The sequence below is a fragment of the Brevundimonas sp. UBA7838 genome (assembly GCF_002500885.1).
GTDB lineage: Bacteria > Pseudomonadota > Alphaproteobacteria > Caulobacterales > Caulobacteraceae > Brevundimonas > Brevundimonas vesicularis_C.
The window spans coordinates 462-26376 of the sequence record NZ_DLTK01000047.1; the positions used below are offsets into that span (position 1 = coordinate 462).

Annotated in this window: 24 protein-coding genes and 1 pseudogene; 8 read left to right on the top strand and 17 right to left on the bottom strand. The window is 68.0% G+C overall.

Features of this window, described 5'->3' with window-relative positions; all coding sequences use genetic code 11:
* A partial coding sequence (locus tag B3T77_RS03190; RefSeq protein ID WP_292077143.1) for a cupin domain-containing protein occupies positions 1-250 on the top strand: 250 nt, incomplete at its 5' end.
* On the opposite strand, the gene B3T77_RS16345 is transcribed toward B3T77_RS03190, so the two are convergent.
* From B3T77_RS16345 to dsbD, 10 genes are all read right to left on the bottom strand, one after another.
* Entirely contained in the window at positions 187-2205 is a 2019-nt protein-coding gene (locus tag B3T77_RS16345) for an ATPase, T2SS/T4P/T4SS family (RefSeq protein WP_292077145.1), read from the bottom strand. The two genes, B3T77_RS03190 and B3T77_RS16345, sit on opposite strands and share 64 nt — an antisense overlap.
* A gap of 35 nt (positions 2206-2240) precedes the next feature.
* Positions 2241-3014, bottom strand: a complete 774-nt coding sequence (locus tag B3T77_RS03200; RefSeq protein WP_066627965.1) for a substrate-binding domain-containing protein — start codon at positions 3012-3014, stop codon at positions 2241-2243.
* A complete protein-coding gene (locus tag B3T77_RS03205) occupies positions 3014-3913 on the bottom strand; it encodes an MBL fold metallo-hydrolase (RefSeq protein ID WP_052005015.1) in 900 nt (299 codons plus the stop codon). Before B3T77_RS03205 ends, B3T77_RS03200 begins: the two co-directional genes overlap by 1 nt.
* Before the next feature lie 64 nt (positions 3914-3977).
* Positions 3978-4628: a peroxiredoxin gene (locus B3T77_RS03210; protein ID WP_054764173.1), complete on the bottom strand. Its 651-nt coding sequence runs from the start codon at positions 4626-4628 to the stop codon at positions 3978-3980.
* 99 nt (positions 4629-4727) lie between these two features.
* A complete protein-coding gene (locus B3T77_RS03215; protein WP_052005017.1) occupies positions 4728-5252 on the bottom strand; it encodes a DsrE family protein in 525 nt (174 codons plus the stop codon).
* Positions 5253-5281: 29 nt separating this feature from the next.
* On the bottom strand, positions 5282-5899 hold the full coding sequence (locus B3T77_RS03220; protein ID WP_035308670.1) for an SAM-dependent methyltransferase: 618 nt from the start codon (positions 5897-5899) through the stop codon (positions 5282-5284).
* Positions 5900-5910: 11 nt separating this feature from the next.
* A complete protein-coding gene (locus tag B3T77_RS03225) occupies positions 5911-7338 on the bottom strand; it encodes a bifunctional metallophosphatase/5'-nucleotidase (RefSeq protein WP_035308671.1) in 1428 nt (475 codons plus the stop codon).
* Positions 7339-7346: 8 nt separating this feature from the next.
* Positions 7347-8021, bottom strand: a complete 675-nt coding sequence (locus B3T77_RS03230) for a DsbA family protein (RefSeq protein ID WP_292077149.1) — start codon at positions 8019-8021, stop codon at positions 7347-7349.
* A 23-nt stretch (positions 8022-8044) separates the two neighbouring features.
* Positions 8045-8839, bottom strand: a complete 795-nt coding sequence (locus B3T77_RS03235; protein ID WP_035308673.1) for a TlpA disulfide reductase family protein — start codon at positions 8837-8839, stop codon at positions 8045-8047.
* Positions 8836-10734 (bottom strand): protein-disulfide reductase DsbD, encoded by a 1899-nt coding sequence (gene dsbD / locus B3T77_RS03240; protein ID WP_244878379.1) that lies wholly within the window; start codon positions 10732-10734, stop codon positions 8836-8838. The genes B3T77_RS03235 and dsbD overlap by 4 nt, the downstream gene beginning before the upstream one ends.
* Positions 10735-10796: 62 nt before the next feature.
* On the opposite strand from dsbD, the gene B3T77_RS03245 reads away from it, so the two are divergent.
* Both B3T77_RS03245 and B3T77_RS03250 read left to right on the top strand, forming a co-directional pair.
* Positions 10797-11450: a response regulator gene (locus tag B3T77_RS03245; protein WP_035308676.1), complete on the top strand. Its 654-nt coding sequence runs from the start codon at positions 10797-10799 to the stop codon at positions 11448-11450.
* Positions 11447-12778: an ATP-binding protein gene (locus B3T77_RS03250; RefSeq protein ID WP_066627961.1), complete on the top strand. Its 1332-nt coding sequence runs from the start codon at positions 11447-11449 to the stop codon at positions 12776-12778. Before B3T77_RS03245 ends, B3T77_RS03250 begins: the two co-directional genes overlap by 4 nt.
* 398 nt (positions 12779-13176) lie before the next feature.
* Here B3T77_RS03250 and B3T77_RS03255 read toward each other — a convergent pair whose 3' ends face one another.
* The 3 genes from B3T77_RS03255 to B3T77_RS03265 all read right to left on the bottom strand — a co-directional run bounded on the left by B3T77_RS03255 (position 13177) and on the right by B3T77_RS03265 (position 17000).
* A complete protein-coding gene (locus B3T77_RS03255; RefSeq protein WP_292077156.1) occupies positions 13177-13638 on the bottom strand; it encodes a hypothetical protein in 462 nt (153 codons plus the stop codon).
* Between the two features lie 93 nt (positions 13639-13731).
* Entirely contained in the window at positions 13732-14484 is a 753-nt protein-coding gene (gene pdeM, locus B3T77_RS03260; RefSeq protein ID WP_292077157.1) for a ligase-associated DNA damage response endonuclease PdeM, read from the bottom strand.
* Positions 14481-17000, bottom strand: a complete 2520-nt coding sequence (locus B3T77_RS03265) for a ligase-associated DNA damage response DEXH box helicase (RefSeq protein ID WP_292077160.1) — start codon at positions 16998-17000, stop codon at positions 14481-14483. Before B3T77_RS03265 ends, pdeM begins: the two co-directional genes overlap by 4 nt.
* 58 nt (positions 17001-17058) lie before the next feature.
* On the opposite strand from B3T77_RS03265, the gene B3T77_RS03270 reads away from it, so the two are divergent.
* Genes B3T77_RS03270 through hisC form a run of 5 tightly spaced genes read left to right on the top strand, consistent with a single transcriptional unit; the run spans position 17059 to position 23284 of the window.
* Complete coding sequence (locus B3T77_RS03270) at positions 17059-19914, top strand: ATP-dependent DNA helicase (RefSeq protein WP_292077162.1); 2856 nt, start codon at positions 17059-17061, stop codon at positions 19912-19914.
* Position 19915: 1 nt separating this feature from the next.
* Positions 19916-20389: a Cys-tRNA(Pro) deacylase gene (gene ybaK / locus B3T77_RS03275; protein WP_292077165.1), complete on the top strand. Its 474-nt coding sequence runs from the start codon at positions 19916-19918 to the stop codon at positions 20387-20389.
* A 32-nt stretch (positions 20390-20421) separates the two neighbouring features.
* Entirely contained in the window at positions 20422-21480 is a 1059-nt protein-coding gene (locus B3T77_RS03280) for a DUF2125 domain-containing protein (RefSeq protein WP_292077168.1), read from the top strand.
* A complete protein-coding gene (locus tag B3T77_RS03285) occupies positions 21480-22166 on the top strand; it encodes a hypothetical protein (protein WP_292077170.1) in 687 nt (228 codons plus the stop codon). The genes B3T77_RS03280 and B3T77_RS03285 overlap by 1 nt, the downstream gene beginning before the upstream one ends.
* 14 nt (positions 22167-22180) lie before the next feature.
* Complete coding sequence (gene hisC, locus B3T77_RS03290; protein ID WP_292077172.1) at positions 22181-23284, top strand: histidinol-phosphate transaminase; 1104 nt, start codon at positions 22181-22183, stop codon at positions 23282-23284.
* 47 nt (positions 23285-23331) lie between these two features.
* Here hisC and B3T77_RS03295 read toward each other — a convergent pair whose 3' ends face one another.
* The 4 genes and pseudogenes from B3T77_RS03295 to B3T77_RS03310 all read right to left on the bottom strand — a co-directional run.
* On the bottom strand, positions 23332-24111 hold the full coding sequence (locus B3T77_RS03295) for a MipA/OmpV family protein (RefSeq protein ID WP_066627938.1): 780 nt from the start codon (positions 24109-24111) through the stop codon (positions 23332-23334).
* 35 nt (positions 24112-24146) lie between these two features.
* Complete coding sequence (locus tag B3T77_RS03300; RefSeq protein WP_292077174.1) at positions 24147-24884, bottom strand: lysophospholipid acyltransferase family protein; 738 nt, start codon at positions 24882-24884, stop codon at positions 24147-24149.
* Positions 24885-25529, bottom strand: a complete 645-nt coding sequence (locus tag B3T77_RS03305) for a YdcF family protein (RefSeq protein WP_292077176.1) — start codon at positions 25527-25529, stop codon at positions 24885-24887. It abuts the gene before it with no gap.
* Positions 25526-25915, bottom strand: a pseudogene (locus tag B3T77_RS03310) (ABC transporter permease); the annotation flags it as partial. The gene B3T77_RS03305 and the pseudogene B3T77_RS03310, both read right to left, overlap by 4 nt.

The following is a 25915-nucleotide window of genomic DNA, read 5'->3' on the forward strand; positions in this document are numbered from 1 at the left end:
CGACCAGTTCTTCCGCATCGAGGCGGGCGAGGGCGAAATCTGGATCGACGGCGTTCGTCACGCCGTGAAGGCGGATGACGGGGTCATCGTCCCTCAGGGCGCCCGCCACAATGTGGTCAGCACGGGGTCCGAGCCGCTTCGGCTCTACACCCTTTATGGTCCGCCGGAGCATCGCGACGGTACGGTTCACGCCACGGTGGAAGAGGCCTCCGCCGACCACGAGCATTTCGACGGCCGCACGACCGAATAACCGTCAGGGGCCGACGTCGTCCGCATCGGCGCGCCGGTCGTCGGGCCGCGGCAGGTGCAGGTCGATACCCAACGCCTCCGCCAGACGGGTGTCGCGACGATAGATGTCATCGCGAAAGGCGACGCGGCCCTGGCCGTCCAGAAAGGCCGTCCAATAAAGCAGGCGCACGTCGATCGGCCGACCNNCAGCACCAGGTGGCCGGTGAGCGAGGCCTGCACGGCCATGTCGGCGGTTTCCAGGTCGCGGATCTCGCCGATCATGATCACGTCCGGGTCCTGGCGCAGGATGGCGCGCAAGGCCAGCGCGAAGCTCATGTCGATCTTGGCGTTGACCTGCGTCTGGCTGATGCCGGCCAGGTCGTATTCGATGGGGTCTTCCACCGTCAGGATGTTGCTGGTGGAAGCGTCCAGCCGGCTCAGCGCCGCGTACAGCGTCGTGGTCTGATCTCTGCCGGTCGGGCCGGTCACCAGCACGATGCCGTGCGGCTGGCGGATCAGGCGGTCCAGCTGTGACAGCACGCCGGGGCTCATGCCCAGCTTTTCCAGTTGCAGGCGGCCGGCCTCCTTGTCGAGCAGACGCAGCACGGCGCGTTCGCCATGGCCGGTCGGCAACGTGGACACGCGCACGTCGATCGGCCGACCGGTCGCCACCCGGACGGTCTCGCCGCTGTCCAGCGCGGCGTCGAATCGGGCGAGCCTCGCGGGGTCGGGCGCAAGCAGCAGCCGAGCGAAGCCGACCGCGTCCTGCACCCGCACGCAGCCGTGGCTGAGATGGCGGAAGCTCCGGTCGAACGCACCCCGCGACGGGGTGTCGTGCAGGAAGATGGCGTAGCTGTCCTGAAGTTCGAACTTGACCTGGCCCAGGGCGGCGTTCGGGCCAGCGCGCTGAACCACCATGCCATTCTGTATCGTCATGTTGTTCGCCCGCATATAGGCGGCGCCGCGTGGCAGGATCTCGCGCTGGGCGATGGAAGTCGGCACCGTCCAGGGCGGATTGGCGACCACCGAGGCGAAGGGCCGTTCGAGGCTGGGCGTCGCATTGTCGGCGTCACCCGTCACGACCCGCATCGAATGCACGGGCCGACCGTCCTTCCAGTAGACCATGATGGAGGCGGCGGTGTTCACCTCGATCCGTTCCGGGGCGACGTCTCTCTTCAGCCAACGGCGGCGTTCCAAATTCAGTGCGATCTGGCGAGCGCGGGCCTCGGCCGAAATCGAGAGCGCCCGCTGTGTCGCCGGGCCGATGCGGGCGTCCGCTTCAAGACCGTGGCGCACCTGGAACGCCCGAACGGCCTCTTGCACAATGGAGCCGTATTCACCGCCAGACGGGCCGACCATCGCGGCGGCGGCTTCGCTTAAATCGCCTTCCACCCGAAGGCGCGGCAGGAGGGCGGGAAGGCGCGGGTCGGACGCAAATGGTTCGATCGTCGCGCCCAGGGCAAAGGGCGGCCAACCGCCGCGGTCGGCGATGGCGCGATAGCGGAGGAAGCCGTCGCACAGGCCCTGATAGCCGCGGTCCTGGGGTGCGAGGCCGGCCATCGTCGCCGCAAGTGTTCCGTCGTCGACCGCCTTTGCGAGGAGAGGCGGCGTGTCGACTTGGTTGCGATCCATCTCCCAGAGCGTCTCGACGGATGCTGGATCGACCCGGCCATGGGCGAGCGCCTCAGCCAGGATCAGGACGGCCTGGGTCAGTTCTGCTTCGCTAAGGGCGAGACCGTCGGGCGCCGACAGCCCGTGGCGGTCCGCCAGAGCTAGGGCGTCCATGGCTTGCCGGCGCGCGGACCCCGCCCAGGCGGGGCGTCCGCCGCGGGCCGCGTAGAAGGCTGTAGTCAGAACAGTGATGTCAAAGGCGGCGGGCGCGGGTGCTGCTCGCGCCGCCGTAGAGACCCAGAGCGGCGCCGCTGCGGCCGCCAGCAGGTGTCGGCGGTTCAGGATTGAGGAGCGACGATCAACCATGCCGCCGACACCGCAGGGTTCACCTTAAGGCAGGCTTAAGGTTGGCCGGTCCGCCAGCCCCACCGCGCGAAGATGGCGGCCCCCTCGTCGGACTTCAGAAAGTCGAGGAACGGCTGGGCGTCGGCGTCCTGGCGGCCGGTCTCTGTCACAACGGCGCCGGCGTCGCGGTAGATGCGGTAGGGCTCTGCGACCTCGACCACATCAGCGAGGTCCGGATTGGCGACCTGCCAGATGCCCCAGATGATCCAGGCGTCCAGCGTCGGGTCGTCGATCCAGGCTTGTCGGGCCTCGGCGCTGTTGCGGGCGTAGACGACGATGTTACGACGCAGGGCGCGCACCTTGGCGATGTCGCCGGTGCGACCGGCCATGTCCTCCCACAGGCCGTTCTGGCCCGCGCCGTTGACAACCAAGACCCGGCGATCGGGCTGGAAAAGATCCTCAAGGCCGCCGATGCCGTCCGGATTTCCCGGCCGAACGAGGATGGAGGCGGTGCGCAGATAGAGCGGCTCGACCGCCTCGGCGCGGATGCGGCCCTCCAGGGCGCTGACGAAGTCGGTCATCATCGTCTCGGAGCCTGAGAAGATCAGGTCGCCATCCGCCTTGGCCTGGTCCAGCCATTGGGGCGTGGGTCCGGCGACGACGGCCACGGCGCGACCGGTGCGCGCCTCATAGGCCTTCGCGGCGTCGCGCATGGCGGGGGAGGGGCCGCCGGGACCGTAGACATGAAGTGGATCGGCGGGCGTCTGGGCGTGGGCGGCCAGGGCCGTTGCGCTCAGGAGGGCGGCCAGCGTCAGTGCGGACGGGCGCATCAAGAATTCTCCTGGGGTGGGGCGAAGTGATTGGCGGGAATCTTGAAATAGACGCGCCCGTCCGGCGCGGCCGGCGGCAGCACCCCGCCGCGGATGTTCACCTGAAGCGCGTAGAGCATCAGATTCGGCAAGGGCAGGGTGGCGTCCCGATCGTCGCGGAGCCGCACGAAATCCGCCTCGCCGCGTCCGCCGCCGACATGGATGTTGTCCGCCTTCTGCTCTCTCACGGTGCTGAAGCAGGCGGGCTCGCGGCCATCCGGGCCATAGTCGTGGCCAACGAAGACGGCGGTCTCTTCAGGCAGGGCCAGGATGTCCTGGATGCTTCGGAAGAGAGTCTTCGAGTCGCCGCCCGGAAAGTCGGCGCGCGAGGTGCCGGCATAGGGCATCATCAGGGTGTCGTGGACGAAGGCGTTGCCGCCAATCACATAGGTGATGGAGGCCATGGTGTGCCCCGGTGAGAACATCACCCGCGCCGGCAGGTCGCCAACAGCGAACGTGTCGCCAGCCTTGAAGAGTCGGTCCCACTGGCGACCATCGGCCGGAAAGTCGTCGTCCAGGCCGTAGATGTCCTTCCACAGCTTCTGGACGCCGATGACCTTTTCGCCGATGGCGGTCGGCGCGCCCAGTTTCTCGTTGAGGAAGGGCGCGGCGGAGAAGTGGTCGGCGTGGGGATGGGTGTCCAGCAGCCACTCGACGGTCAGGCCCTCCGCCTTGACGTAGTCCAGGATGGCGTCGGCGTTGCGGGTCGAGGTCGCCGCCGCCTTCTCGTCGAAATCCCAGACCGGATCGATGATCGCGCATTTGCGGCTGACCGGGTCGGAGACGACATACTGCCAACTGCCGGTCTTCTTGTCGTGGAGCGCCGCGATGCGCGCTCCGCCGTGGTCGATGATCTGCATGAAGGCTCCGTTTGGTTTGCGAAGAAAAAGGCCGGACCGCTTGCGAGGTCCGGCCGGAATCCGATCAGGCGGCTTTCGGGGCGTCGGGGAGGTCGCGCGTCGAGAAATACCAGTCGGTGTAGACGTAACCCTCGGAAGCGCGAGCCTCGGCCGCCTCGGCGGCCTTGGGCGGGGGGACGATGGCCGGTTGGCCAGGGCGCCAGTTCTCAGGCGTCGCGACCCCGTTGGCGTCGGACGCCTGGAGCGCGGTGAGCAGCCGAACGAACTCTTCGATGCTGCGGCCATTGCTCATGGGATAGTAGACCATGGCGCGCAGCTTGCCTTCCGGATCGATCAGGAAGGTGGCGCGAACAGCCGAGGTGTCGGCCGCCCCGGGGTGGATCATTCCGTAGGCCTGGGCCACCTCCATCTTCAGATCCTCGATGATGGGGAAGGGGATTTCGACGCCGAACTTCTCCTTGATGTTCCGGGTCCAGGCTAGGTGCGAGAAGATGCTGTCTATCGAGAGGCCCAGGAGCTCGCAGTTCATGGCGGCGAACTCATTCGCATGCTTGGCGAACCCGATGAACTCGGTCGTGCAGACCGGGGTGAAGTCCGACGGGTGCGAGAAGAGGATCAGCCATTTGCCGCGGTAATCGGCCAAGCTGCGATCCCCGTGCGTGGTGCGGGCGTGAAAGTCGGGGGCGGGTTCGTTGAGGCGGGGCAGTCCGGTCATGTCGATATCTCCTTCAGACGCCCCAATGAACAATTACATACATACTTACGCAAACTAATAGTTCTTATGCTCAGGAAAGGTTCCGCCTATGCCGAGCCGTCAGTTCACAACCAGGGCGTATCCGGCCTGTTGAAGGTGGATGACCGTCATCAGGGCGGCGAGATCAACGCTCACGCCCGCTTCGAGATCGGCTTGCGCGATGCCGTTCCCCGCCATGGCCTGGCCGCACAGTCGAACCTGGACGCCGGCGGCGATGAGGGCACGGATCAGGGCGCTGTTGGGGTTGGCGTCGCCCTTGCCGCGCGCGGTCCAGGCGGCGTCGGAGAGAACTGCAGGGGTGGCGGCGCCGTGCAGGACGACCACGATCTGACGGTGGTCGGCGTCCACGCCGCCCGCCGCCAGCATATTCACCAGCCGCGCGACGCGATCCAATCCCTTCAGCGGCCTGTCGTCCGCACCGCCCTGGGACACGTCGAAGATGACCCGATAGATGCGCGACGGATCCGGCTGTTCGCCGGCCTCGGGCAGGGGCTTGAAGCCGCCGAAGCCTGAGACAGCCTGGGCGAAGCTCGGGGAGGCCGCCAGGGAGGCGGCCAAGGACAGGGCGATCACGAGGGTTTTCATGGCGGGTTCCGGTGTGCGGGCGCTGGGGGTCAGGGACGGCGGGCGATGAGATCGATCAGGGCGGACCGGCCGCTGTGGCCGGCGCCTTCGGAGACGTCGCTGTCGTGGCTTTTCAGATGCAGGATGTCGAAGTCGGCGAAGGCGTCGCGGAGCAGCGCCTCGGTGTAGAGGTTCTCGACCTGCCCCGGACCGCCGGTGCCATAGGCGATCTGTTCCGGCCGATAGCCCTGCAACAGGACCAGGCCGCCAGGCTTCACGGCCGCCTTCATACGCTCGAAAAGTCGGTCGCGCTGGGGAGGCGGGGCGAACTGAATGAAGACGGCGACCACGACGTCGAACGCACCCTGCGGCCAGCCCCAGGTCTCGAAGTCCGCCACCTGGGCGTCCAGTGTGACGCCACGTCGCTCGGCCAGGGCGAGGGCCTTCTCGACCGCGCGCGGGGCGATATCCGTGGTGGTGACGGCCAGGCCCTGTTCGGCGAGCCACACGCCGTTTCGGCCCTCGCCGTCGGCGACCGCCAGAGCGGTCATGCCGGGCTGGAGCCGCGCGATCTGAGCGGCCAGGAAGGCGTTGGGCGTCTCGCCGAACAGATAGTCCTGGCGGTCATAGCGGCTGTTCCAGAAGTCGCGGGCGGCGACGGAGTCCATAAGGTGTTCCTTCAGATGATGAGGACGCTGACGGGCAGATCGGTCTCGCCAGGCGTATGGTCGGCGAACCAGGATTCAAGCGCGCCCACAGTGTCGATGTCGAGCGTCCGGCGGTCTCGCCCGTAATGTTCGGGCACCCCTTGGGCGGTGACGAAGGCCACCAGATAGTCCGCCTCCGGCTCGACAGGGCGGTCTCCGACCAGCAGGCGGTCGAGGCGCTGCCCCTTGGGATTCTCAAGCTTCACGAAGGCCGTGAGACCCCGGCAACGTTTGATGTAGCCGCCCATCTGCTCATACGGGTCGGCGGCGAAGGTGCGCTCCAGATTTTCTTCCAGCATCGCTTGCAACTCGGCCCCGGTCAGCGTCGTGCGTGAGATCGGCGGATTCATCGGCGCCATATTGTAGAGGTCGCCCAGAGTGACCGGACCCGGCGCGACGGGCGCGCCGTAGCGCCAGCCGTTGGAGAAGGCGATGTCCACGCCCGCCGCCTGCGCCGCCGCCGCCAGCAGGACGTCGTCCATCGGCGCGCTGGCCATGGCGTAGCGGTGAAGGGGGATGGCGGTGCGGCCGACGATGCGCGCCAGACGCTCGCGCTCGGGCGCCAGGGCCATCTCCACCAAGCCGGCGACTTGATCGTCTTCGGGGCCAGCGTCCACGGCTATGAGCCGATGGCGCCGCAGGCACACGCGGCCCTCTGCAATCTCCAGATCCAGCCGGCCGATATAGGCGCCGTGGCAGCCGGACTGGATGATCAGGGTGTCGCCGACGCGGGCCGGTTCGTGCAGGCGGTTATGGGTATGACCGCTCAGGATCACGTCGATGCCCGGCGTTTCGGCGGCCAGCTTCAGATCCTGCGGAAAGCCCAGGTGCGACAGCAGGACGACCAGATCGACCTTTTCCTCGCGGAGCTGGTGCAGCTGCTCGCGGGCTTCGGCCACACCCATTTCAAACCGCACGCCTTCAGAGAAGGCGGGGGGCATCGTCTTGTCGATGATGGGGCAGGCCAGGCCGATCACGCCGATCCTCAGACCGCCGCGCTCGAACACCCACCGCCCGTCGAACTCCGGCGCGCCGTCATCCTTGCGGAAGACATTGGCGGCCAGGACGGGATAATCCAGTCCCGCCGCCAACGCCTTGAACCCCGCCGGGCCATAGGCGAACTCCCAGTGCGCCGTCATGGCGTCGATCTTCAGGGCGTTCATGATCGGAACCAGCGCCTCGCCCCGGCTGGCGACGGCGACCCGCGTGCCATGGAAGGTGTCGCCGTTGTCCAGGGTCAGGCATGCACCTTCGGCGCGCGCCTCTTCGAAGAGGCGCGCGATGCGGGCGACCCCGCCCAGCCGTTCGAACCGCCAGCCGCCTTCGGTGCGCACCAGTTCGGGATGCGGCTCGAGATAGCCGTGGAGGTCGTTCAGCTGGAGCAGGGTCAGGGTGGTCATGGTCGGCTTCAGCGCAGCGGTTGTCCGGAGCGGATACGACCGATCACCGCTTCGAGTTGCGCCTGGGGCATGCCGCCGGGGATCAGATTGCCGTTGATGATAAAGGCGGGCGTGCCCTGCAGGGCCAGGGCCGCCGCTTCTCGACCATTTCGGTCCAGCACCGCGTCGATGTCTGCGCGGTGTTCGGCCAGGTCCTGATTCAGGCGCGCCATGTCCACGCCGGCCGACTGGACCAGACGGGTGATGTCCGCCTGGTCGCCGATGCGCGACGGCGACAGCATGAAGGCGTTATGGACGGCCTCGTACTTGCCCTGATAGGCGGCGGCGAGGGCGGTCCGGGCGGCGGTCTCCGAGACGTCGCCGAAGATCGGCCAATCCTTGTACAGGACGCGCACCTTGGTGTCCGCCTTCAGCAGGCCGTCGATCTCAGGCTGCATCTTCTTGCAGTAGGGGCAGTTGTAATCGACGAAGCCGATGATGGTCACATCGGCGTTCTCGGCGCCGATGAAGGGCGCTGCGGGATCGCGCAGCAGGTCATTGAAGCCGACCTGGGCGATGGGCGGCATGTCTTGTCCGGAGGCGGCGGAAGGGCTGGCGGGCGCCGCGCCGTTGTCGGCGTCGGCCGGGCCGCAGGCGGCGAGCGCCAGGACGGTGGCGAAGGCAGGGGCGAAGGTGCGGTTCATGGAAGCTCCGTGAGGCGAGGGGGTCAGTGCAGACGCGCGATTTCGGTCGCGATCTGTTCGGGGGCGATTTCCCCCATGTGGGCCTTGGCCAGACGGCCGTCGGCGTGGAGGAACAGGGTCACCGGAATGCCGGCCGTACCGTAGTGGCGGGGCAGCGCCATGGCCTCGTCGAACAGCACATGGTCGAGGGCCAGCCCCTGGCTCTGCAGAAAGGCCCGAACGCCGGCTTCGCCCTCGCCCTGGTTGACGAAGAGGAAGCGCACATTCGGATGGGCTTTTTCGGCCTGGGCCAAAGCCGGCATCTCGCGCCGGCAGGGCGGGCACCAGGTGGCCCAGAGATTGATCACCGTAGGCCGATCGATCGGCGCCGAAAGGTCGATCGCCGGTGCGTCCATCGCGGCCAGCGTCAGGGCGGGCGGCGCCATGGGCTGCGTCGCCGAGGCCAACTGATGGGCGGTGGTCCAAACCAAGGCGCTGGCCAGCACAGGCGCAATGGCCCAGGCGCGTTCGCGCGTCGTGCGCAGCAGCAGAATGGTGGCCAGGATCACGACCGGCGCGACCCAGATCCAACTGAATCCGCCCTGCCAGACCGCGAGCGCCCGCCACGGGTCAGCCCCGAAATACTCCCAGTGCGTCGCCACGTGACCGAGGCGGGCGACCGCCAGACCGCCGAAGACTAGGACCGTGCTCCACAGGTTGAAGCGCGGGCTGACCCGGCTGGCCAACAGCCCGACGCCGATCATGAAGACGAACACGCCGGCGATGATGGCGAACCGCTCGCCCGACAGGACGAGCGGGCCCAGGGTGATGGCGTTCATGCGGCGGCTCCGGCGCTCTGCAGGGCGGAGGCGACGTCTTGGGCCGACATCTCTCCGATCAGTCGGCTGCCCGGCGCTTCGGTCGCCGAGGGCGACAGGAAGATCATCGTCGGCGGTCCGATCACTCCGTGCCGCTCAAGAAGCGCGCGCGCCTCGGGCGTGCTGCGCGTGACGTCGACCTTGATGAGGTCGGTGTTCGAAAGGCCGGCGATGACCGCGGGGTCCTCGAACACCGTCCGCTCGATCACCTTGCAGCTGACGCACCAGTCGGCGGTGAAATAGACCAGGGCGGGACGTTCGCGCGCGGCGGCATCGGCGACGGCGCGGTCGAGCGCCGTCTGATCCAGCACGACCGCTGCGGTTTCGACCGGCGCGGCGGCTGAGATTCCAGCGGGCCGCGCCAGGGGCTCAAGCGGACGCCACGGGTCGTCCGCCCCGAGACTGAGGCCGACCAGCAGCAACAGGCCCCAGGTCGCGGCCGCCAGGCCAGCGACACGTGCGACGCCGTTTCTCAGATTCGGGCTCAGCGGCTGGAACAGGCCGAGAGCCGCCGCCAGACCGAGCGCCAGCGCCGCGCCGAAAGCCAGCGTCGCGCTCGGCGGCAGGATGCGGCCGGCCAGCCACCAGGCCATGCCCAGGAAGATGAAGCCGAACAGCATCTTCACCCGGTCCATCCACGGCCCAGCCTTGGGCAGGAAGCGCGCGCCGACCGTGCCGAACACGATCAAGGGCACCCCCTTGCCCAGGCCCAGGAAGAACAGGGCCGCCGCGCCCAGCCCAACGTCGCCGGTCTGTGCGATATAGAGCAGGGCACCCGCCAAGGGCGCGGTGACGCAAGGGCCCACGATGAGGGCGGAGACGAAGCCCAGACCTGCGGCTGAGGGCAGGGACCGCCGTCCGTCACCGCTGTCGCGGGACAGGCGGCTGGTCCAGGCCGAGGGCAGTTGCAACTCGAAGCCGCCGAACATGGACGCGGCGAGAACGACGAAGACGACAACCAGAGCGCCGATCGCCCAAACCGACTGGAGCGCCATCTGCAGGTTCTGTCCGGACCAGGCGGCCGCGACGCCCAGCAGGGCGAAGGCGACGGAAAGGCCCAGCACATAGGCGACCGAGAGCATCAGGCCTCGGCGCGTACCGCGCCCGTCCACGCCGCGTCCGATGACGCCGGCCAGGATCGGGTACATGGGAAAGACGCAGGGCGTGAAGGCCAGAAGCACGCCGAAACCGAAGAAGGCGAGCAGGACCCAGGTGGCCCCGCCCTGCAGCGCCAAGCGATCGACGAAGCCCGGGCTGGGGTCCGGGATGACCCCCGGCGATGGCGCGACCGGCGGAGGCGCCAACGCGCCCTCATCACTCGCGAGTGCGGGTGTGGGTGCAGCGCCCGGCGCCTGGATCGCCAGCAGAGCGGCGGCCTGAGCGGTCTGCGCATCGGCCTCCCGAGCGGCAACCTCGGACTGCGGCCGGGTCGGCACGTCCACTGTCCGCGTCATCGGCGGGTAGCAGATCGAGTCCTCGAGGCACCCCTGGTAGGTGATGTTGACCGACGTCGGGCCGCCAACCTGCGTCAGGGTCTGCGCCGATAGGGTCGCGCGACCCTCGTCATGCCAGACGTCGACGACGCCAAAGCCCGGATCGTCCTTGGTTTCGCCGGTCGCAAGCTCCAGAGGCAGCGATGCTTTCCCGCCCGGCGTGCTGGCGACGGTGTGGTCACGATAGAGATAATGGCCGGGCGCAATGTCCCAGGCGAAGGCCAGGTCGCCGTCAGCCTCACGCGTCACCGTCAGGGAGAAGGCCTTGTCAGGCGATAGCGGAGCCTGACCCAATGCCGAACCCGGAAGGGTGAAGGACAGGATCGCGAGAGCGGCGGGCAACAGTCGGCGGAAAAACCTCATGGCCATCTCGTCGGCAAACGAGCTTAAGTCAGGCTTAAGCCGCAACTTCCACCTCACGCCGCATGAGACTGCTCGCCATAGAAGATGATCCCGTTCTCGCCGACGGCCTCCAGGTCGGGCTCAGCGCCTGCGGCTGGACGGTCGAAGTCGTCGGGCGGGTCGAGGACGCCCTCGCGGCGCTGGAAAGCTCGGCGTTCGATGCGGTCGTGCTGGATTTGGGTCTTCCTGATGGCGACGGCCTTTCGGTGCTGCGTTTCGTTCGCGAGCGCGACATGGATGTCGGCGTGGTGGTCTTGTCGGCGCGCGATGACAGTCGGGACCGCATTGTGGGTCTGGACGCCGGCGCGGACGACTATGTCGGCAAGCCTTTCGATCTCGACGAACTGGCGGCGCGACTGCGCGCGGTGCGGCGTCGCCTGCTTGGGCGCTCGGCGCCCGCCTTGCGCCACGGCGGGGTGACCCTTGATCCCCAGTCGCGTCTGGCTTGGCGTGAAGAGGGGGACCTGCCCCTTTCGAGACGTGAGTTCGCCATCCTGGAGGCCCTGATGGAACGGCCTGCACAGGTCCTCTCGCGCAGTCAGCTAGAAGAACGCCTGTACGGTTGGCAGGAGGAGATCGGCTCTAACGCGGTGGAAGTGCACATCCACTATCTCCGGGCCAAGTTGGGAGCCGGCTTCATCCGCACCGTCCGCGGCGTAGGATACACCCTGCAATGAGCTCGATCCGCCTGCGTCTGTTCGCCACCCTCGCGCTCGTGACCGCCCTCGTCTGGGGCGGCGCGGTCGTCTGGGTCGAGATCCAGACCCGGGCCGAGGTGCAACGGGTGCTGGACCGGCGCCTGATGGAGTCGGCCCGCATGGTCTCGTCCCTGATGCAGGCCGGCAGCGTGCGCCCGGCGATGCAGGCTCCGGAAAGCGGGGCCGCCGATGTCTACGACCGTCAGCTCTCCTGCCAGATCTGGTCGCTGGAAGGCGATCTGATTGGTCGGTCCCAAAGCGCGCCTGCGGAGCGGTTGTCGGAAGGGGGCGACGGTTTTTCAGAACGCACGATCCGGGGCGAGCGCTGGCGCGTCTACACGGTGCATGATCGTGATGCCGGTTTCAGGGTCATGGTCGGGGACAATCTGGCCGTTCGCGAGCACCTGGTCGGCAATGTCGTCACCGCTTTGATCGGTCCGGCGGTCCTTGGTCTGCTGGTGCTTGGCGTATTGATCTGGTGGTCGGTAGGGCGGGGGCTGACCCCTATTCGACAAATGACCCGCAGCCTTGCGGTACGGGATGCGGAAGATCTGACGGCGTTGGACGTATCGCCGGACGCCCGCGAACTCCGTCCCTTCGCCCTGGCGCTGAACGACTTGATGTCACGCCTTGGCGCAGCGCGACGTCGCGAGGCCGAGTTCACGGCCGCTGCCGCGCACGAATTGCGTACGCCTCTGGCAGGCCTGCGCGTCCAGGCGCAGATTGCGGCGTCGTCTTCGGATACGGTCGTTCGAAGACGCGCGCTGGAGCAGATCCAGACCTCTGTCGATCGCACTGCCCGCCTCGTCACAGGTCTTCTCGTCTTGGCGCGCGAGGACGAGATGCCGGTTAGCGACGAAGATCGCCGCTGGGTGACGCTTCGGTCGCTGTTTGCAGGAGCGGAAGGCGATGATCGGGTGTCGATCGTTGAAGGTGACGCGCTGCTTAACGTGGATCCAGATCGCTTCGAGGCAGCGGCTGCCAATCTCCTCGCCAACGCGCAGGCGCATGCGGCATCCTCAGTCGTGATCAGTTACGACCCGACTTCCGGGCGTTTAATCGTCGAGGACGACGGCCCGGGCGTGGCCTTCTCGGATCTGCATCGGCTGGGTAGGCGCTTCTTCCGTGCGGCCAATGCACCTTCCGGAGGGAGCGGTCTGGGCCTCTCTATCGTCCTCGCCACAGTGAAGGCCCATGGGGGACAGGTGCAGTTCTTGCGCTCACCAGGAGGCGGTCTCCGTGTCGAGGTGATAGTTGCTATTGAGGCTTCGGGGTCGATGCATAAGCCTAGCACGCTGACCGACTAACAACGATCTCGGCACGCCGAAAGGGTGAGCTCGGGGCCGATCGCGGATCGGAGGCGGACATTAGATGTTCTCACCTCCAGCGTCTGCTGATGCAAACGGCTGCTGGTCGCACAGCGAGGATAGCCCGCACGCACCCCACTGCTGGCTCACTAAGTTGGGCTAGGGCTTTCGGCGGCTCAGCGGCCGCTGGTCGGGAGATTTCCGACCGGGTTTCTGCTATGGGATTTCAGGAAGTGGGTATTGATCCAGATTGCTGGCTCTTCCCCTCTTCTGGTGACCATATGGTGACCAATCGTCGCTGAGATTTCCTAAGGTCTTAGAAAAATCAGCTTTATCAATAGGATAGAACGAGAGTTCGCGGCATCGAATATCCTCTATTGGGACATAGAGCTCGAACCTTAAGGGCGCAGGACGGCGACGCCCGGGCGGCTGGTTTCCACGCGGCGACGGCGCAGGCGGCGATCCAGCCGATCAATCTCGGCCAGGGTCATGTCCGGATGGCGGCGGAAGGCCTGGCGCAACTGCTCGATCCGGCCGGGCGCCCAGGCGGCGGCGACGCCGGCCGCACCCGCCAGGAAATCGATGATCGAGACGCTGCGGCCGGTCAGGGCCTGAAGCAGTTCAGCGCCGAAGGCGGCGGCGATGACATAGAGGGCCAGGTCGTCGCGGCGCTGGTTCGGCGCGATCAGGAATAGGCCGCTGGCCACGCCATAGAAGGCGATGACGTGGGCGGCCTTGTCGTTCAGGCCGAAGACCTGCTCCAGGCCCTGAAATGGGCCCAGCATCAGGACCGCCATGCCCAAGGCTGCCAGAGCGAAGCCGAGACGGGCGGCCATGACGATGCGACGGGGCGTGAGCATGAGGCGGGTGTCCGTGACCTTGATCCGCCGTCATCCTGCATCGCCTTCCGCCAAGATGCGGTGAAGCGACGTGCTGAACGCTTTACGAACAGACTATCGCAGGATCGCCCAATCCAGGGCGTGAACCCGGTCACGTCCCAGGGCGGCGGCCAAGGGAGGGGCGGCGAACAGGTCGGCGATGGCGGGATCGAGCACGTTCAGCCCGCCGGTGAAGGCGCCGAAGGCGGGCAGGACGATGCGTGATCCGTCGGTGACGAAGCAAGGACGGCGCACGCCGCGTCCATAGGCGGCGACCTTGGCGGCGGGGTGCAGGTGGCCCGCGACCTCGCCACGACGGTCGTCGTCGGCGGTCAGAGCCTCCGGCTCGTGGGTCAGGCGCAACGCGCCCAAGGCCATATCGCCAACGATCCGGCCGGGCAGGCGGGATGCCGTGTCCGCATCGCGAGCGAGCGCCTCGCGGTCGTGATTGCCTTCCAGCCACACCCAATCGCGCCCGGCCGCCAGACGATCCAGACGCGCCCGGTCGTCGGCCGCCATGCGGGGAATGGCCTTGGTGTCATGGAAGCTGTCGCCCAGCAGCACGACCATGGCCGGGTCCAGTTCGACGATCTCGGCTTCCAGCCTGTCCAGCGTGGCGCGGCTGTCATAGGGCGGCAGAAGTTGGCCGCGCACGGCGAAGGCAGAGCCCTTTTCCAGATGCAGGTCCGCGACGATCAAGGCGCCGTGGGCCGGAACCCACATCGCTCCGGAACAGCGCAGCACGCAGGCCTCGCCCGCGATCCGCACGCTCAGCGAACCGCAGATCTTGCGGGCCGGGGACAGGGTCTGGCGCAGGGCGGCGTTCATGCGGCGGCCCCCGACTGGCTGGGCGGCTCGGCGTCGTCCATGACCTCGGCGATCAGCAGGTCGGCGCTTTCGTCCAAGATCATTTCGGCGGCGTCTCCGCTGACCCGCTCGCGTCCGATCTGGACCAGCACGGGCACGCAGAAGGGCGAGGCGCGGCTCAGGGATTGGTGACGAATACGTCCCTCGATGCGGGTCAGCATCTGGCCCAGGCGCGCCACGTCCAGCAGGCCGGAGGCGGCGTCGGCGCGGGCGGTCTTGAGCAGCAGATGGTCGGGTTGGTGGCGGCGCAGCACGTCGTAGATCAGGTCGGTGGAGAAGGTCACCTGCCGGCCGGTCTTTTCGGCGCCGGGCTGGCGGCGTTCGATCAAGCCCGAGATCAGGGCGCAATTGCGGAAGGACCGCTTCATCATGAAGCTTTCCTCCAGCCAGGCTTCTAGATCGTCGCCCAGCATGTCCGGCTGGAACAGGGCGTCCAGGTCAATTGTGTCCATCGGCTTGATCGACCAGATCGCCAGCGAATAGTCGGTCACAACGAACCCCAGCGGCCCGACGCCCATCCGGTCCAGCCGCCGGGTCAGCAGCATGCACAGGGTGGTGTGGGCCAGATTGCCCTCGAACGGATAGGCCACCAGGAAATGCCGGCTGCCGCGCGGAAAGGTTTCGACCAGCATGGATTCGGCGTCGGGAATGACCGAACGGGTCTCTTGCAACTCCAGCCATTCCTGAACGTCGGGCGGCAGGACGCGCCAGTGGTCGCGGTCGTGGATCATGGTACGCACCCGGTCGGCCAGCGACGTGGACAGCGGGAACTTCGATCCGCCCCATGACGGAATCTTGGGGTCGCTGTCATTGGCGTGGGTGACCAGGGCGTCGGTCCCGGTGATGCCCTGAAACGCCCAGGTCTGGCCGGCGAACTGGAAGGTGTCGCCGGGTGTCAGCTGTTCGAAATACCACTCCTCGGCCTCGCCCACCTTGCGGCCGCCGATCAGCTGGCGAGAGGCGCCGCCCCGACGGCTGGCGACGCGGACATTCAGCGTTCCGGCCGAGACGATAGCGCCGACATTCATGCGGTGGCGCTGGGCGATATGCTGGTTTCGGACCTTCCAGCGGCCGTCTTGCGTGCGCACGATGCGCGCGAACCGGTCGTAGGTGCGAAGCGCATAGCCACCGGTGGCGACGAAATCGACCACCTCCTCGAACTGCTCCCACATCAGGGCGCGATAGGGGCCGCAGCCGGTGATCTCGTCATATAGGACTTGCATGTCGAACGGCTCGGAACAGGCGACCCCCATGATGTGCTGGGCCAGGGTGTCGTGCGTGCCGATGTGGACCGGCTCCCAGTCGAAGGCATTGTCGGCGACGGCCTCGCGCGCCGCCTGGCACTCCAGCATCTCGAACCGGCTGGCGGGCACCAGAAGCGCACGCGACGGCTCGTCCAGCCGATGATTGGCGCGGCCGATGCGCTGGACCAGGCGGCTGGAGCCCTTGGGCGCCGCCATCTGGATGACCAGATCCACGTCGCCCCAGTCGATGCCCAGATCCAGCGTCGATGTGCAGACGACGGCCCTGAGGTCGCCGCGCGCCATGGCCGCCTCGATCTTGCGCCGCTGTTCGGCCGCCAGCGAGCCGTGGTGCAGGCCGATTGGCAGATTTTCGTCGTTTATGGCCCACAGCTGCTGGAACACGAACTCCGACTGCCAGCGGGTGTTGACGAAGATCAGGGCCAGGGTCGAACGCTGGATGGCGGCATAGACCTCTGGAATTGCGTGCTGGCCGGTGTGGCCGGCCCAAGGGACCTTGCCCTCTGAAATCAGCACGTCGATGACCGCCGGCGCGCCGGGGTCGCCGCGGACCAAGGCCACGTCAGCGACGCCGGGCGAGGGACTGAGCCATCCCCGGATCAGATCGGGATCCTCGATGGTCGCGCTCAGCCCCACCCGTCGCATATCGGGCGCGAAGCTCTGCAAACGGCCCAGCCCGAGCGACAACAGGTCTCCGCGCTTGCCGCTCCAGATCGCGTGCACCTCGTCCAGCACCACGCACTTCAGATCGGCGAAATAAGAACGGGCGCCTTCCCAGGCGCAGAACAGGGCCAACTGCTCGGGCGTGGTCAGCAGGATGTCGGGCGGAAAATCACGCTGCCGCTGGCGTTTGGACTGTTTGGTGTCGCCGGTGCGCGTCTCGACGTGGATATTCAGCCCGATCTCGCGGATCGGGGTCATCAGATTGCGCTCGACGTCCGTCGTCAGGGCCTTCAGCGGCGACAGATAAAGCGTATGCACCCCCGACCCAGGCCCGGTCGTCGGCTTAGGTTCGCGCTCGGCCAGGTCGATCAGGCTGGGCAGAAACCCCGCCAGCGTCTTGCCCCCGCCTGTCGGCGCGACCAACAGGGCGTGGCTGCCGGCCTCCCCCGACGCGACCATCTCCAGCTGATGCCGCCGGGGCGCCCAGCCGCGCGCCGCGAACCAGTCGGCGAACAGGGGCGGAAGCGTTGCGGGAGCGGCGGCGGTCGTCACGGACGAGATATAGCATGTTCCCGTTCCGTTTCAGCCCCAGGCTCGCTATCTATCGGACGTGTCCGACGAATCCGTCATTTCCGAAATCCGCCTGACCGGCGCCCAGCCGTGGGCGAACTTGCCGCCAGCGCTCGCCACGCCGCCGGGCGCAGGTGCGGTATGCGACGAGGCGGGGGCCAGGAAGGTCGGGCGCGGGGCGGCCGAGAGGTTCTTCAGCACCGGGTCGGTGATGGTGGCGCATGCCTCGCTGACGGCGCGCCGGCTGGGGCTGACGCCGCCGCCGCGATCGACTGATCTGATGGATGTGCTGGAGCTTTACGCCTTCGTGCGGCCGGCGCGCTTTTGTGCGCCGTCGCCGACGGGCTTGGCGCTGTCGCTGGGTTTGGCCGAGCCGAAGTCGGCGGAGGAACAGGCGGCGGCCCTGCGTGAGGCGGCGGGACTGCTGCTGCGCGAACTGGCCGATCCGGCCTATGCCGAGCGCGAGGCGGCCTATGTCCTGGCGCTGACGATGCAGCGGACGGGCTGGGCCTGGGGCGAGCGGGTCGTTCAGGCGCTGGAGGCCGGCGGCGTGCGGGCGCGCCAGCATCGCGGGTCGGGGATGGATGTCTGGTCGCGGCTGACCGAATGGGAGGACGAGGCGCCGCGCGGCGAGGCGGGATCGGCGCCGGTCGACAGCGAGAGCGCCCGCATCCGGCTGGAGAAATTGCTTCAGGCCTCGGGCCTGGACGAGACGCGGCCGACCCAATCGGACTACGCCGCCGAAGCCGCCTTCGCCTTTTCGCCGAGGAACGAAGAGGGGCGGCCCCGCATGCTGCTGGCCGAGGCGGGGACCGGCACGGGCAAGACCCTGGGCTATCTGGCGCCCGCCTCCCTGTGGGCCGAGCGGAACCAGGGAGCGGCGTGGATCTCGACCTATACCCGCGCGCTGCAACGCCAGATCGACCGTGAAAGCCATTCGCTGTGGCCCGATCCGGCCGAGCGCAAGAAGAAGGCGGTGATCCGCAAGGGGCGCGAGAACTATCTCTGCGTCCTCAATCTGCAGGACATGGTCCAGGCGGCCCAGCTGGGGAATGGCGACCTGATCGGCCTGGCGCTGGCTGGGCGCTGGGCGCTGCATACGCGCGACGGCGACATGACGGGCGGGGACTTTCCCGGCTGGCTGCCCGGCCTGTTCGCCATGCCGGCGGCCCATGCGGCGGGAGCGGCCAATCTGGTGGATCGGCGCGGCGAATGCGTCCATGCCGCCTGTCCGCACTACCGCACCTGTTTCGTCGAAAAGACGATCCGCGCCAGCCGTCGCGCGGACCTGGTCATCGCCAACCACGCCCTCGTTTTGACCCAGGCGGCGTTCGACGGCGCGCGATCGGCGCGGGGCCAGAAGCAGGACGGTGAGACGGCGGCGCTGAAGCGGATCGTCTTCGATGAGGGCCACCACCTGTTCGACGCCGCCGACAGCGCCTTTTCCGCCTGCTTGTCGGGGCAGGAGGCGGCCGAGCTGCGCCGCTGGATTCGCGGGCCGGAGGGGCGGGGGCGTCGCGGTCGCGGGCTGGAACAGCGGCTGGGCGACATGGTCAACGACAATGAGGCGGCGATGAAGGCGCTGCAGGACGCCATTCGCGCCTCCGCCGCCCTGCCGGGGGAAGGCGTGTCGGGCCGCGTCGCGCCGGCCTCAGGCGAGGTCAATCCGATCGGCCCGATCGAAGCCTTCCTGGCCGCCGCGCTGGACCAGCTTTGGGCGCGCACTGCGGAGACCAACACCTATGGCGGGCCCGAGTTCGGCATGGAGTGCGCGCTGAAGCCGGTGACTGATCCGGTCGCCGAGACGGCGCGTGCGGCGGCCCAGGCCCTGGCCGCCATCGAGGCGCCGTTGCTGGCCCTGTCGCGGCATCTGGAGGATATCCTCGACGACGAGGCGGCCGAGCTGGACGGGTCGCAGCGGTCGCGCATCGAAGGGGCGCTGCGCGGGCTGGATCGGCGCGCGCGCATGACCTTGCCGGGCTGGCGCTCGATGCTGGCGGCGCTGGAGGATGGGAGCGATCAGCCCGATCCTGATTTCGTCGATTGGCTGTCGGCCGAGACCGCGTTCGGCCGCATCCACGACGTAGCCCTGCGTCGCCACTGGATCGACCCGACCGTTCCGCTGGAGGCCGCCGTGATCGTGCCATCGCACGGGGTGCTAGTGACCTCCGCCACCCTGTCCGATCCCTTGCAGGAAGACCCGTTCGACCTGGCGCGGATGCGGACCGGCTCGGCGCGTTTGATCGAGCCGCCCCGCACCCTGAAGGTCGAAAGCCCGTTCGACTATGCGGCCAACAGCCGGGTCATCGTCGTCAACGACCTGATCAAGGACGATCCGCGCCAGACGGCGGCGGCGATGCGCGAACTGTTCCTAGCGGCGGGCGGCGGAGGTCTGGGCCTGTTCACCGCCATCCGCCGATTGAAGGCTGTCTATGAGCGGCTGGGGCCGGATCTGGCGAAGTCGGGCGTGCCGCTCTACGCCCAGCACGTCGATCCGCTGGAGGTCGGGGCGCTGGTGGACATGTTCCGGGTTGAGGAGAACTCCTGCCTTCTGGGCACCGACGCCGTGCGCGACGGGGTGGACGTGCCGGGACGGTCGCTGCGGGTGCTCGCCTTCGACCGCGTGCCGTGGCCGCGCCCGGACCTGCTGCACAAGGCGAGGCGCGAACGGCTGGGCGGCAAGGGCTATGACGATGCCCTGGCCCGCGCCCGCATCGCCCAGGCGTTCGGCCGGCTGATCCGGCGCGGCGACGACAAGGGGGTGTTTCTGATGCTGGACGCCGCCACCCCCACCCGCCTGTTCGCCAGCCTGCCACCCGGGACCGAGGTCCAGCGCATGGGCCTGGCCGATGCGGTCGAACTGACCCGCACTTTCCTGAACCCCGAGACGACGTAGGATGTCCAAGACCACGCCTGCCACCGTCGCCCTGACCAAGGCCGGCGTCGCCTTCGATCTGTTTCCCTACGACTATGATCCCGACGCGCCGCGCGTGGGATTGCAGGCCGCCGAGGCGTTGGGCGTGGCGCCAGAGCAGGTGTTCAAGACCCTCATGGTCCTGATCGACGGCGCTCCGGCTTGCGTCATCGTGCCGTCCGACTGCGAGGTCAGCATGAAGAAGCTGGCGGCGGTGCTGGGGGCTAAGTCGGCCCAGATGATGAAGCCGGCCGACGCCGAACGTCTGACCGGCTACAAGGTCGGCGGGGTCAGCCCGTTCGGCCAGCGAAAGGCCGTGCCCACCGCGATGGACGAAACCGCCATCCTGTTCGATCAGGTCCTGATCAACGGCGGTCAGCGGGGGCTTCTGCTGGGCCTGGCGCCGGACGATGCGCGTCGGGCGGCGCAGGCGGTGCTGGCCGACCTGACCGCCTAGAAGGGCGGGGTGCGGCGCGCTATAGGTCCGGCATGACCGACGCCTCGACGACCAAGCGACACAGCCGCAAGGGCCTGTATGCGCCCTTCATCCTGGTGCTGATCGCGCTAGCGGCATGGACCGGATGGTGGATCTTCCTGACGCGCCAGATCGATACGCGGCTGGAGGCCCAGGTCCAGACCCTGCGTCAGGACGGTTGGGACATCCGCTTCGCCGACAAATCCATCAACGGCTGGCCGTTTCGCACCCATGTGGCGTTGACGAACCTGATCATTCAGGCGCCGTCGGGCCATGCGATCAAGGCGACCGAACTGACCGCAGAGGCCAACGCCTATCAGCCGACCAAGTGGGTCGTGGTGGCTCCGCAAGGCCTGATGCTGACCCGCGCCGGCAAGGGCGAGGTCGCGGTCAAGGGCGACGCCATCCGCATGAGCGCCAGCGGCATCGATCAGCGCTGGCCCAACCTGGCGCTGGAGATGGTCAATCCGGTTTTCACGGCCCAGACGGGCGCGGAACCCTTCCCCATCGCCCGCGCGGCGCGGATCGAATTCTACGCCCGGCCGCATCTGGAAGGTTCGACCGCGCCGACCGACGACGTCGATGTCATGTTCCGGCTGGTGGACGGGCAGGGGCGGGCGGACGGCCCCGTCGAAGGCTTCGCCCAGGACGGCCGCCTGACGACCCAGCTGGAGGCCGAGATCGGCCAGGCCAGCTTGCTGAAGACCGGCGGCGACGCGGCGGGCGTCTTCTCCGCCTGGACAAAAGCGGGCGGCACGTTTCGCAATGTGCGCGGCGATCTTCAGGCCGGCGACAGCCGTGCGACCCTCTCCAGCGACGTGTTGAGAGCCGATGCGAACGGCCGGCTGACCGGTCAGGTCCAGCTTCAGGCGCAAAAGCCTCTGCCCGCCCTGGCCGGCCTGATGGCGACGCGTCAGGGGCCGGTCAACCGGATCGGCGCGGCCGGGGCCGCCGCTGCAGCGGGCGCGGCCGAGGCGACCGGACAGGAGCAACTGCCGCTGACGCTGGTCTTCCGCGACGGCCGCACCTGGCTCGGCCCCTTCCCGCTGGCCCCGGCGCCCAAGCTGTTCTGATGGCCCTGCTGGACGAACCCGAAGCCGACGACGCCCTGCTGGCGCTGGATCGCGCTCTGGTCGAGGCGGTGCGGGCGCGGGTCGTCGCCGGTCCGCGCGACCGAGCCGACGCCTCGGCCATCGCCCTGCGTCAACTGTTTGACGGCGCCTCGCCCGATGAGGGTGCGGCGGTCAAGGCGGTGTGGGGCCGGATCGAGGTAGCGACCGGACCCGCGCTGGTCGTCTGTGGCGGCGTGGCCCAGGCCCTGGCCACGGATCGCTATGGCCTGCGGTCGCGGCCTATGTCCGCCGACGAGGCGTTGAAGGCGGCAGAGGCCGGCTCGCGCGCCGTGATCGACCTGTCGCCCGACCGGCCGTGGTGGGGCCGCCTGCTGGCGCGACCCGAACTGAAGATCGTCGCCGCCCTGCCGGACGACCGGCGCGGCCGGCCCCAGGCCTTCGTCGTGTCCAAAGAGATGTCCGGCCCCACGGGCGACGACCGCAGCTTCTGGGTCACCGACAGCGGCTGGTCCGAGACCAAGATCGTGGACGCCCTTGGCGAAGCGGGACTGGTCGCCGATCCGCTGGCGGCGGCGGGCGGGTTGAAGCTGTTCATGCTGACGGGCTATGTGCAGGTCGACGACGGGCGGCTGAAGAGCGCGCCCGGACGAATGAGCGGCGTGATCGGCGCCGCCCCCATCTTCTGAGATCAAGGCTTTCCATGACCGACGCGACCGCGCCACACGGCCCTGCCCCCAAGCCCGGCATCCTCGACATCGCCCCCTATGTCGGCGGCAAGTCGTCCATCGCCGGCGTCGCCGAGCCGATGAAGCTGTCCTCCAACGAGAACATGCTGGGCGCGGGCGAAAAGGCGCGTGCGGCCTATGAGGCGGCGATCAAGAACATTCACATCTATCCCGACGGCCGGGCGACCAAGCTGCGGAACGCGGTGTCGGAACTGCACGGGTTGGAGCCTGAACGGCTGATCTTCGGCAACGGCTCGGACGAGGTCTTCGCCCTGTTGAACCAGACCTATCTGACGGCGGGCGACAACATTGTCTGCGGCCAGTACGGCTTTCTCGCCTACCGCATCAGCGCCCTGGGCTGCGAAGCCCAGGTGAAGCTGGCGCCCGAGCCGAACTTCAAGGCCGAGGTCGATGCGCTCCTGGCTCAGGTCGATGACCGCACCAAGATCGTCTATGTCTCCAATCCGTCCAACCCGACTGGCAGCTACAATACGGGCGAAGAAATCCGCCGCCTGCACGCGGCGCTTCCGTCCCACGTCATCCTGGTCGTGGACGAGGCCTATGCGGAATATGTGACCGAGGCCGACTGGGAAACCGCCTTCCCGCTGGCCAAGGACGCCGAGAACATCGTCGTCACCCGCACCTTCTCCAAGATCCACGGCCTGGGCGGTTTGCGCATCGGTTTCGGCTATGCGCCGCTGAAGGTCGCCGAGGCCATCGACCGCATCCGCCTGCCGTTCAACGTCTCTGTGCCGGGGCTTGAGGCCGCGACGGCCGCCCTGTCGGACGAGGCGCACCAGACGGCGTCGCGCGATCTGATCTCGAACTGGAAGCCGCGCCTGACCCAGGCCCTGCGCGGCTTTGGGCTGAACGTCCTGCCCAGCGCCGGCAACTTCGTGCTGGTGTTGTTCGACAGCGCCGAGCGCGCCGCCGCCGCCAACGACTATCTGAACACCAAGGGCATCATCGTCCGCCCTGTCGGCGGCTACGGCCTGCCGCAGGGCCTGCGCATCACCATCGGCACCGAAGACCAGAACCGCGCCGTCATCGACGCGCTCAGCGAGTTCGCGGCCACCTGATCAAAGGGCAAAAAGCGGCGGCCGCATTCGCAGCCGCCGCATTGCTATCAGCCGCCGAAGCGACGGGCGATGAAGACGCCGGTGCGGACGGCGTCGTCGCTTTGCGACAGGGGGCTGTCGGCCACGTCGCCCAGGCGACGTTCGTAGTTGAGCAAGGCCCCGGCGCCCCATTTGTCACCGATCGGGACCAGCAGGACCAGGCTGGCGCCCGCGCCCTGAAGCCCGCCGCGGGGGGAATAGGCGCTGATGCCGTTGGCGGCCGCTTCGGCGGTGCTGACGCCATAGTAGGCGTCGGCCAGTTTGGAATCGCCGCCGCGCACATAGGCCGAGGCGTTCAGAAGGCCGACCGACGTCACGCGCTGATGGCCGATCGAGGCGTAGTATTCCGTGCCCTCGCTGACGTCGGACACGTCGCGGCTGATCCGACCGCCGACCACCACATTGCCGGGCAGACGCTTGTAGGCGTAGGCAGCCAGGTCCGCGCCGAAGCCCGGACGATCCAGCGTCAGGCCTTCGATATCATCGGCCGAGAAGCGCGGGCGCAGTTGCAGACCGGCGCGGAAGTCGGCGGTCTTGATCGCGTTCCAGCCCAGGCCGTCGATCGGGTTCAGATAGACCAGGTCGCGATAGTTGGCCGAGACCCACGGGGCGACCGTCGTTTTGGAGCCCGTGTCACCGTTGGAGTCGTTGCGATAAAGGACGCCCGCGCCGAGATCGACGGTCCAGTTCTGGGGGGCGGGCCTGATCTGCTCGTAGGGTTGCGACTGGGCCAGGGCGGAGCCGGCGACAGCGGCGAAGGCGACGGAGAGCAGAAGGGGGCGAAGCATCGGGCGTTTCCATGAATGGCGCCCGAGCGGGGAGGTCAGGCCGGTTCAGAATGCGCAAGCTGGGCCTTTGGCTCCAGCAGCGCCAACGACGCCGTCTCTATGCGACTTTCCAGCAACGCCATCATGGCCCCGCGCTTCAGCTGGGCCGGGATCGGCTCAAGAAATTCGAACACGACCGTGCCGGGATAGCGGCGGAAGCCGTGGGCCGGCCAGTGGACGCCGGAGTTGGTGGCGACGGGCCAGCAGGGGCCTTCCAGATCGCGATAGATGGCGGCGACGCCGGGCTTGTAGTCGCCAGGCACGCCCGGATCGTTGCGCGTGCCCTCGGGGAAGATGACGATCTGGCGGCCTTCGGACAGGCGGTCGCGCGCCTGTCGTGTCATGTCCTTCAGCGCCTTGGCGTGGCCCGCGCGATCCACTGCGATCATCTTGGCCTTCCAGGCGAACCAGCCGAAGAAGGGCACAGGCATCAGCTCCTTCTTCATCACGAAACAGGCGTCGGGCAGGACGGCCAGCAGGGCCACGATGTCCAGCATCCCCTGGTGTTTGGACGCGATCAGGGCGGCGCCGGACGGCGCGTGCTCCAACCCGCGCACCTCAACCTTGACCCCCGCGATCCAGCGCAGGCCGAACAGGACGATCTTCGCCCACAGCTTGCACACGCCCTGCACATAGCGGTGCGGCAGCAGCAGGACCGGCGACAGGCCGATGGCGATGATCGGCATCGACAAATAGAGCCAGGCGGTGAAGATCAGGGAACGCAGGGTGTTCACTTAGGGCGCGGCCTTTTCGTCAGTGGCGGTTTCGCTCTCGGCCGGTACGGCGGCGGGCCGGTCGCGGGTGATTCGGCGTACGCCCTCACGACCCAGAACGGCGAGATATTTCATGTATTCCAGCGTCATCCGACGCGCGGTCACCGCCGCCCGCCACCAGCGCGCATTGTCCAGCGACGGGGTGGAGATGGCGTAGGGCGTCAGTTTGACGCCCGGCAGCTGGCCCCGGATTTCGACCAGCGAACGCGGCATATGATAGTCGGAGGTCACGACGATCAGGCTGCGATAACCCTTGGCACGGCTCCAGGCGGCGATCTCCTGGGCGTTGCCGACGGTGTCCTCGGCCTCGAAGCCCAGGTCGACGCAGCAGTTGAACAGACGGCTGGAGCCGGGCGTCAGCTCGCGCAGCTCCTGACGGCGCACCTCGCGATTGACGCCGGAGATCAGCACCCGCTCGCCCTTGCCCTGTTCCAGCAGGCGGATGGCGGTGTTGACCCGCTCGGACGACGGACCGGTCAGGGCCACGATGGCGTCGGCGCGGGCGGGGTCGTCGGCCGGCGTCAGTTCGCGCACCCGGTGGGCGAAGGCGAACAGGCCGACCAGCCAGATCAGACCGGCGATGAAGATGACGCTCAACAGTCTCATGCGCCCCCTCCCTCTGTCGGCCATCCTGAAGCCAGCATTCGCATGGCGGCGAATCTCGCCGCGAGAACCGCAACCGTAGCCGCGAGCAGCGGGCAAGGCGAGAGCAACGCTAGGTCGCTCCAGCTGATCGGCAGGGCCGCCGTCAGGCCGCCCGATCCGCCGATGAACCGCAGGAGGATCAGAAGAACCGCCGCCAGTCCGGCGCCGATCGCGCCCGCGCCGGCCGCCATAAGGCCGAACCGCCGCTGGAACAGCCAGGCGATGGCGCCGTCGGTCGCGCCGTTCAGGCTCAGGGTCTCGATCACCCCCTGACCCGCCGCCAAGCCCGCGCGGGTCGCATAGGCGATGGCGGCGGCCGCAGCGAAGGCGACGGCCAGGAAGGCGGC

Bases quoted from the DNA above. Each gene is read 5' to 3' on its own strand.
- B3T77_RS03235 (WP_035308673.1), bottom strand. From the start codon at position 8,839: ATGAACGCCATCACCCTGGGCCCGCTCGTCCTGTCGGGCGAGCGGTTC.
- B3T77_RS03250 (WP_066627961.1), top strand. From the start codon at position 11,447: ATGAGCTCGATCCGCCTGCGTCTGTTCGCCACCCTCGCGCTCGTGACC.
- dsbD (WP_244878379.1), bottom strand. From the start codon at position 10,734: ATGAGGTTTTTCCGCCGACTGTTGCCCGCCGCTCTCGCGATCCTGTCC.
- pdeM (WP_292077157.1), bottom strand. From the start codon at position 14,484: ATGAACGCCGCCCTGCGCCAGACCCTGTCCCCGGCCCGCAAGATCTGC.
- ybaK (WP_292077165.1), top strand. From the start codon at position 19,916: ATGTCCAAGACCACGCCTGCCACCGTCGCCCTGACCAAGGCCGGCGTC.
- B3T77_RS03205 (WP_052005015.1), bottom strand. From the start codon at position 3,913: ATGCAGATCATCGACCACGGCGGAGCGCGCATCGCGGCGCTCCACGAC.
- B3T77_RS03210 (WP_054764173.1), bottom strand. From the start codon at position 4,628: ATGACCGGACTGCCCCGCCTCAACGAACCCGCCCCCGACTTTCACGCC.
- B3T77_RS03215 (WP_052005017.1), bottom strand. From the start codon at position 5,252: ATGAAAACCCTCGTGATCGCCCTGTCCTTGGCCGCCTCCCTGGCGGCC.
- B3T77_RS03200 (WP_066627965.1), bottom strand. From the start codon at position 3,014: ATGCGCCCGTCCGCACTGACGCTGGCCGCCCTCCTGAGCGCAACGGCC.
- B3T77_RS03245 (WP_035308676.1), top strand. From the start codon at position 10,797: ATGAGACTGCTCGCCATAGAAGATGATCCCGTTCTCGCCGACGGCCTC.
- B3T77_RS03220 (WP_035308670.1), bottom strand. From the start codon at position 5,899: ATGGACTCCGTCGCCGCCCGCGACTTCTGGAACAGCCGCTATGACCGC.
- B3T77_RS03280 (WP_292077168.1), top strand. From the start codon at position 20,422: ATGACCGACGCCTCGACGACCAAGCGACACAGCCGCAAGGGCCTGTAT.
- B3T77_RS03225 (WP_035308671.1), bottom strand. From the start codon at position 7,338: ATGACCACCCTGACCCTGCTCCAGCTGAACGACCTCCACGGCTATCTC.
- hisC (WP_292077172.1), top strand. From the start codon at position 22,181: ATGACCGACGCGACCGCGCCACACGGCCCTGCCCCCAAGCCCGGCATC.
- B3T77_RS03255 (WP_292077156.1), bottom strand. From the start codon at position 13,638: ATGCTCACGCCCCGTCGCATCGTCATGGCCGCCCGTCTCGGCTTCGCT.
- B3T77_RS03295 (WP_066627938.1), bottom strand. From the start codon at position 24,111: ATGCTTCGCCCCCTTCTGCTCTCCGTCGCCTTCGCCGCTGTCGCCGGC.
- B3T77_RS03285 (WP_292077170.1), top strand. From the start codon at position 21,480: ATGGCCCTGCTGGACGAACCCGAAGCCGACGACGCCCTGCTGGCGCTG.
- B3T77_RS03230 (WP_292077149.1), bottom strand. From the start codon at position 8,021: ATGAACCGCACCTTCGCCCCTGCCTTCGCCACCGTCCTGGCGCTCGCC.
- B3T77_RS03305 (WP_292077176.1), bottom strand. From the start codon at position 25,529: ATGAGACTGTTGAGCGTCATCTTCATCGCCGGTCTGATCTGGCTGGTC.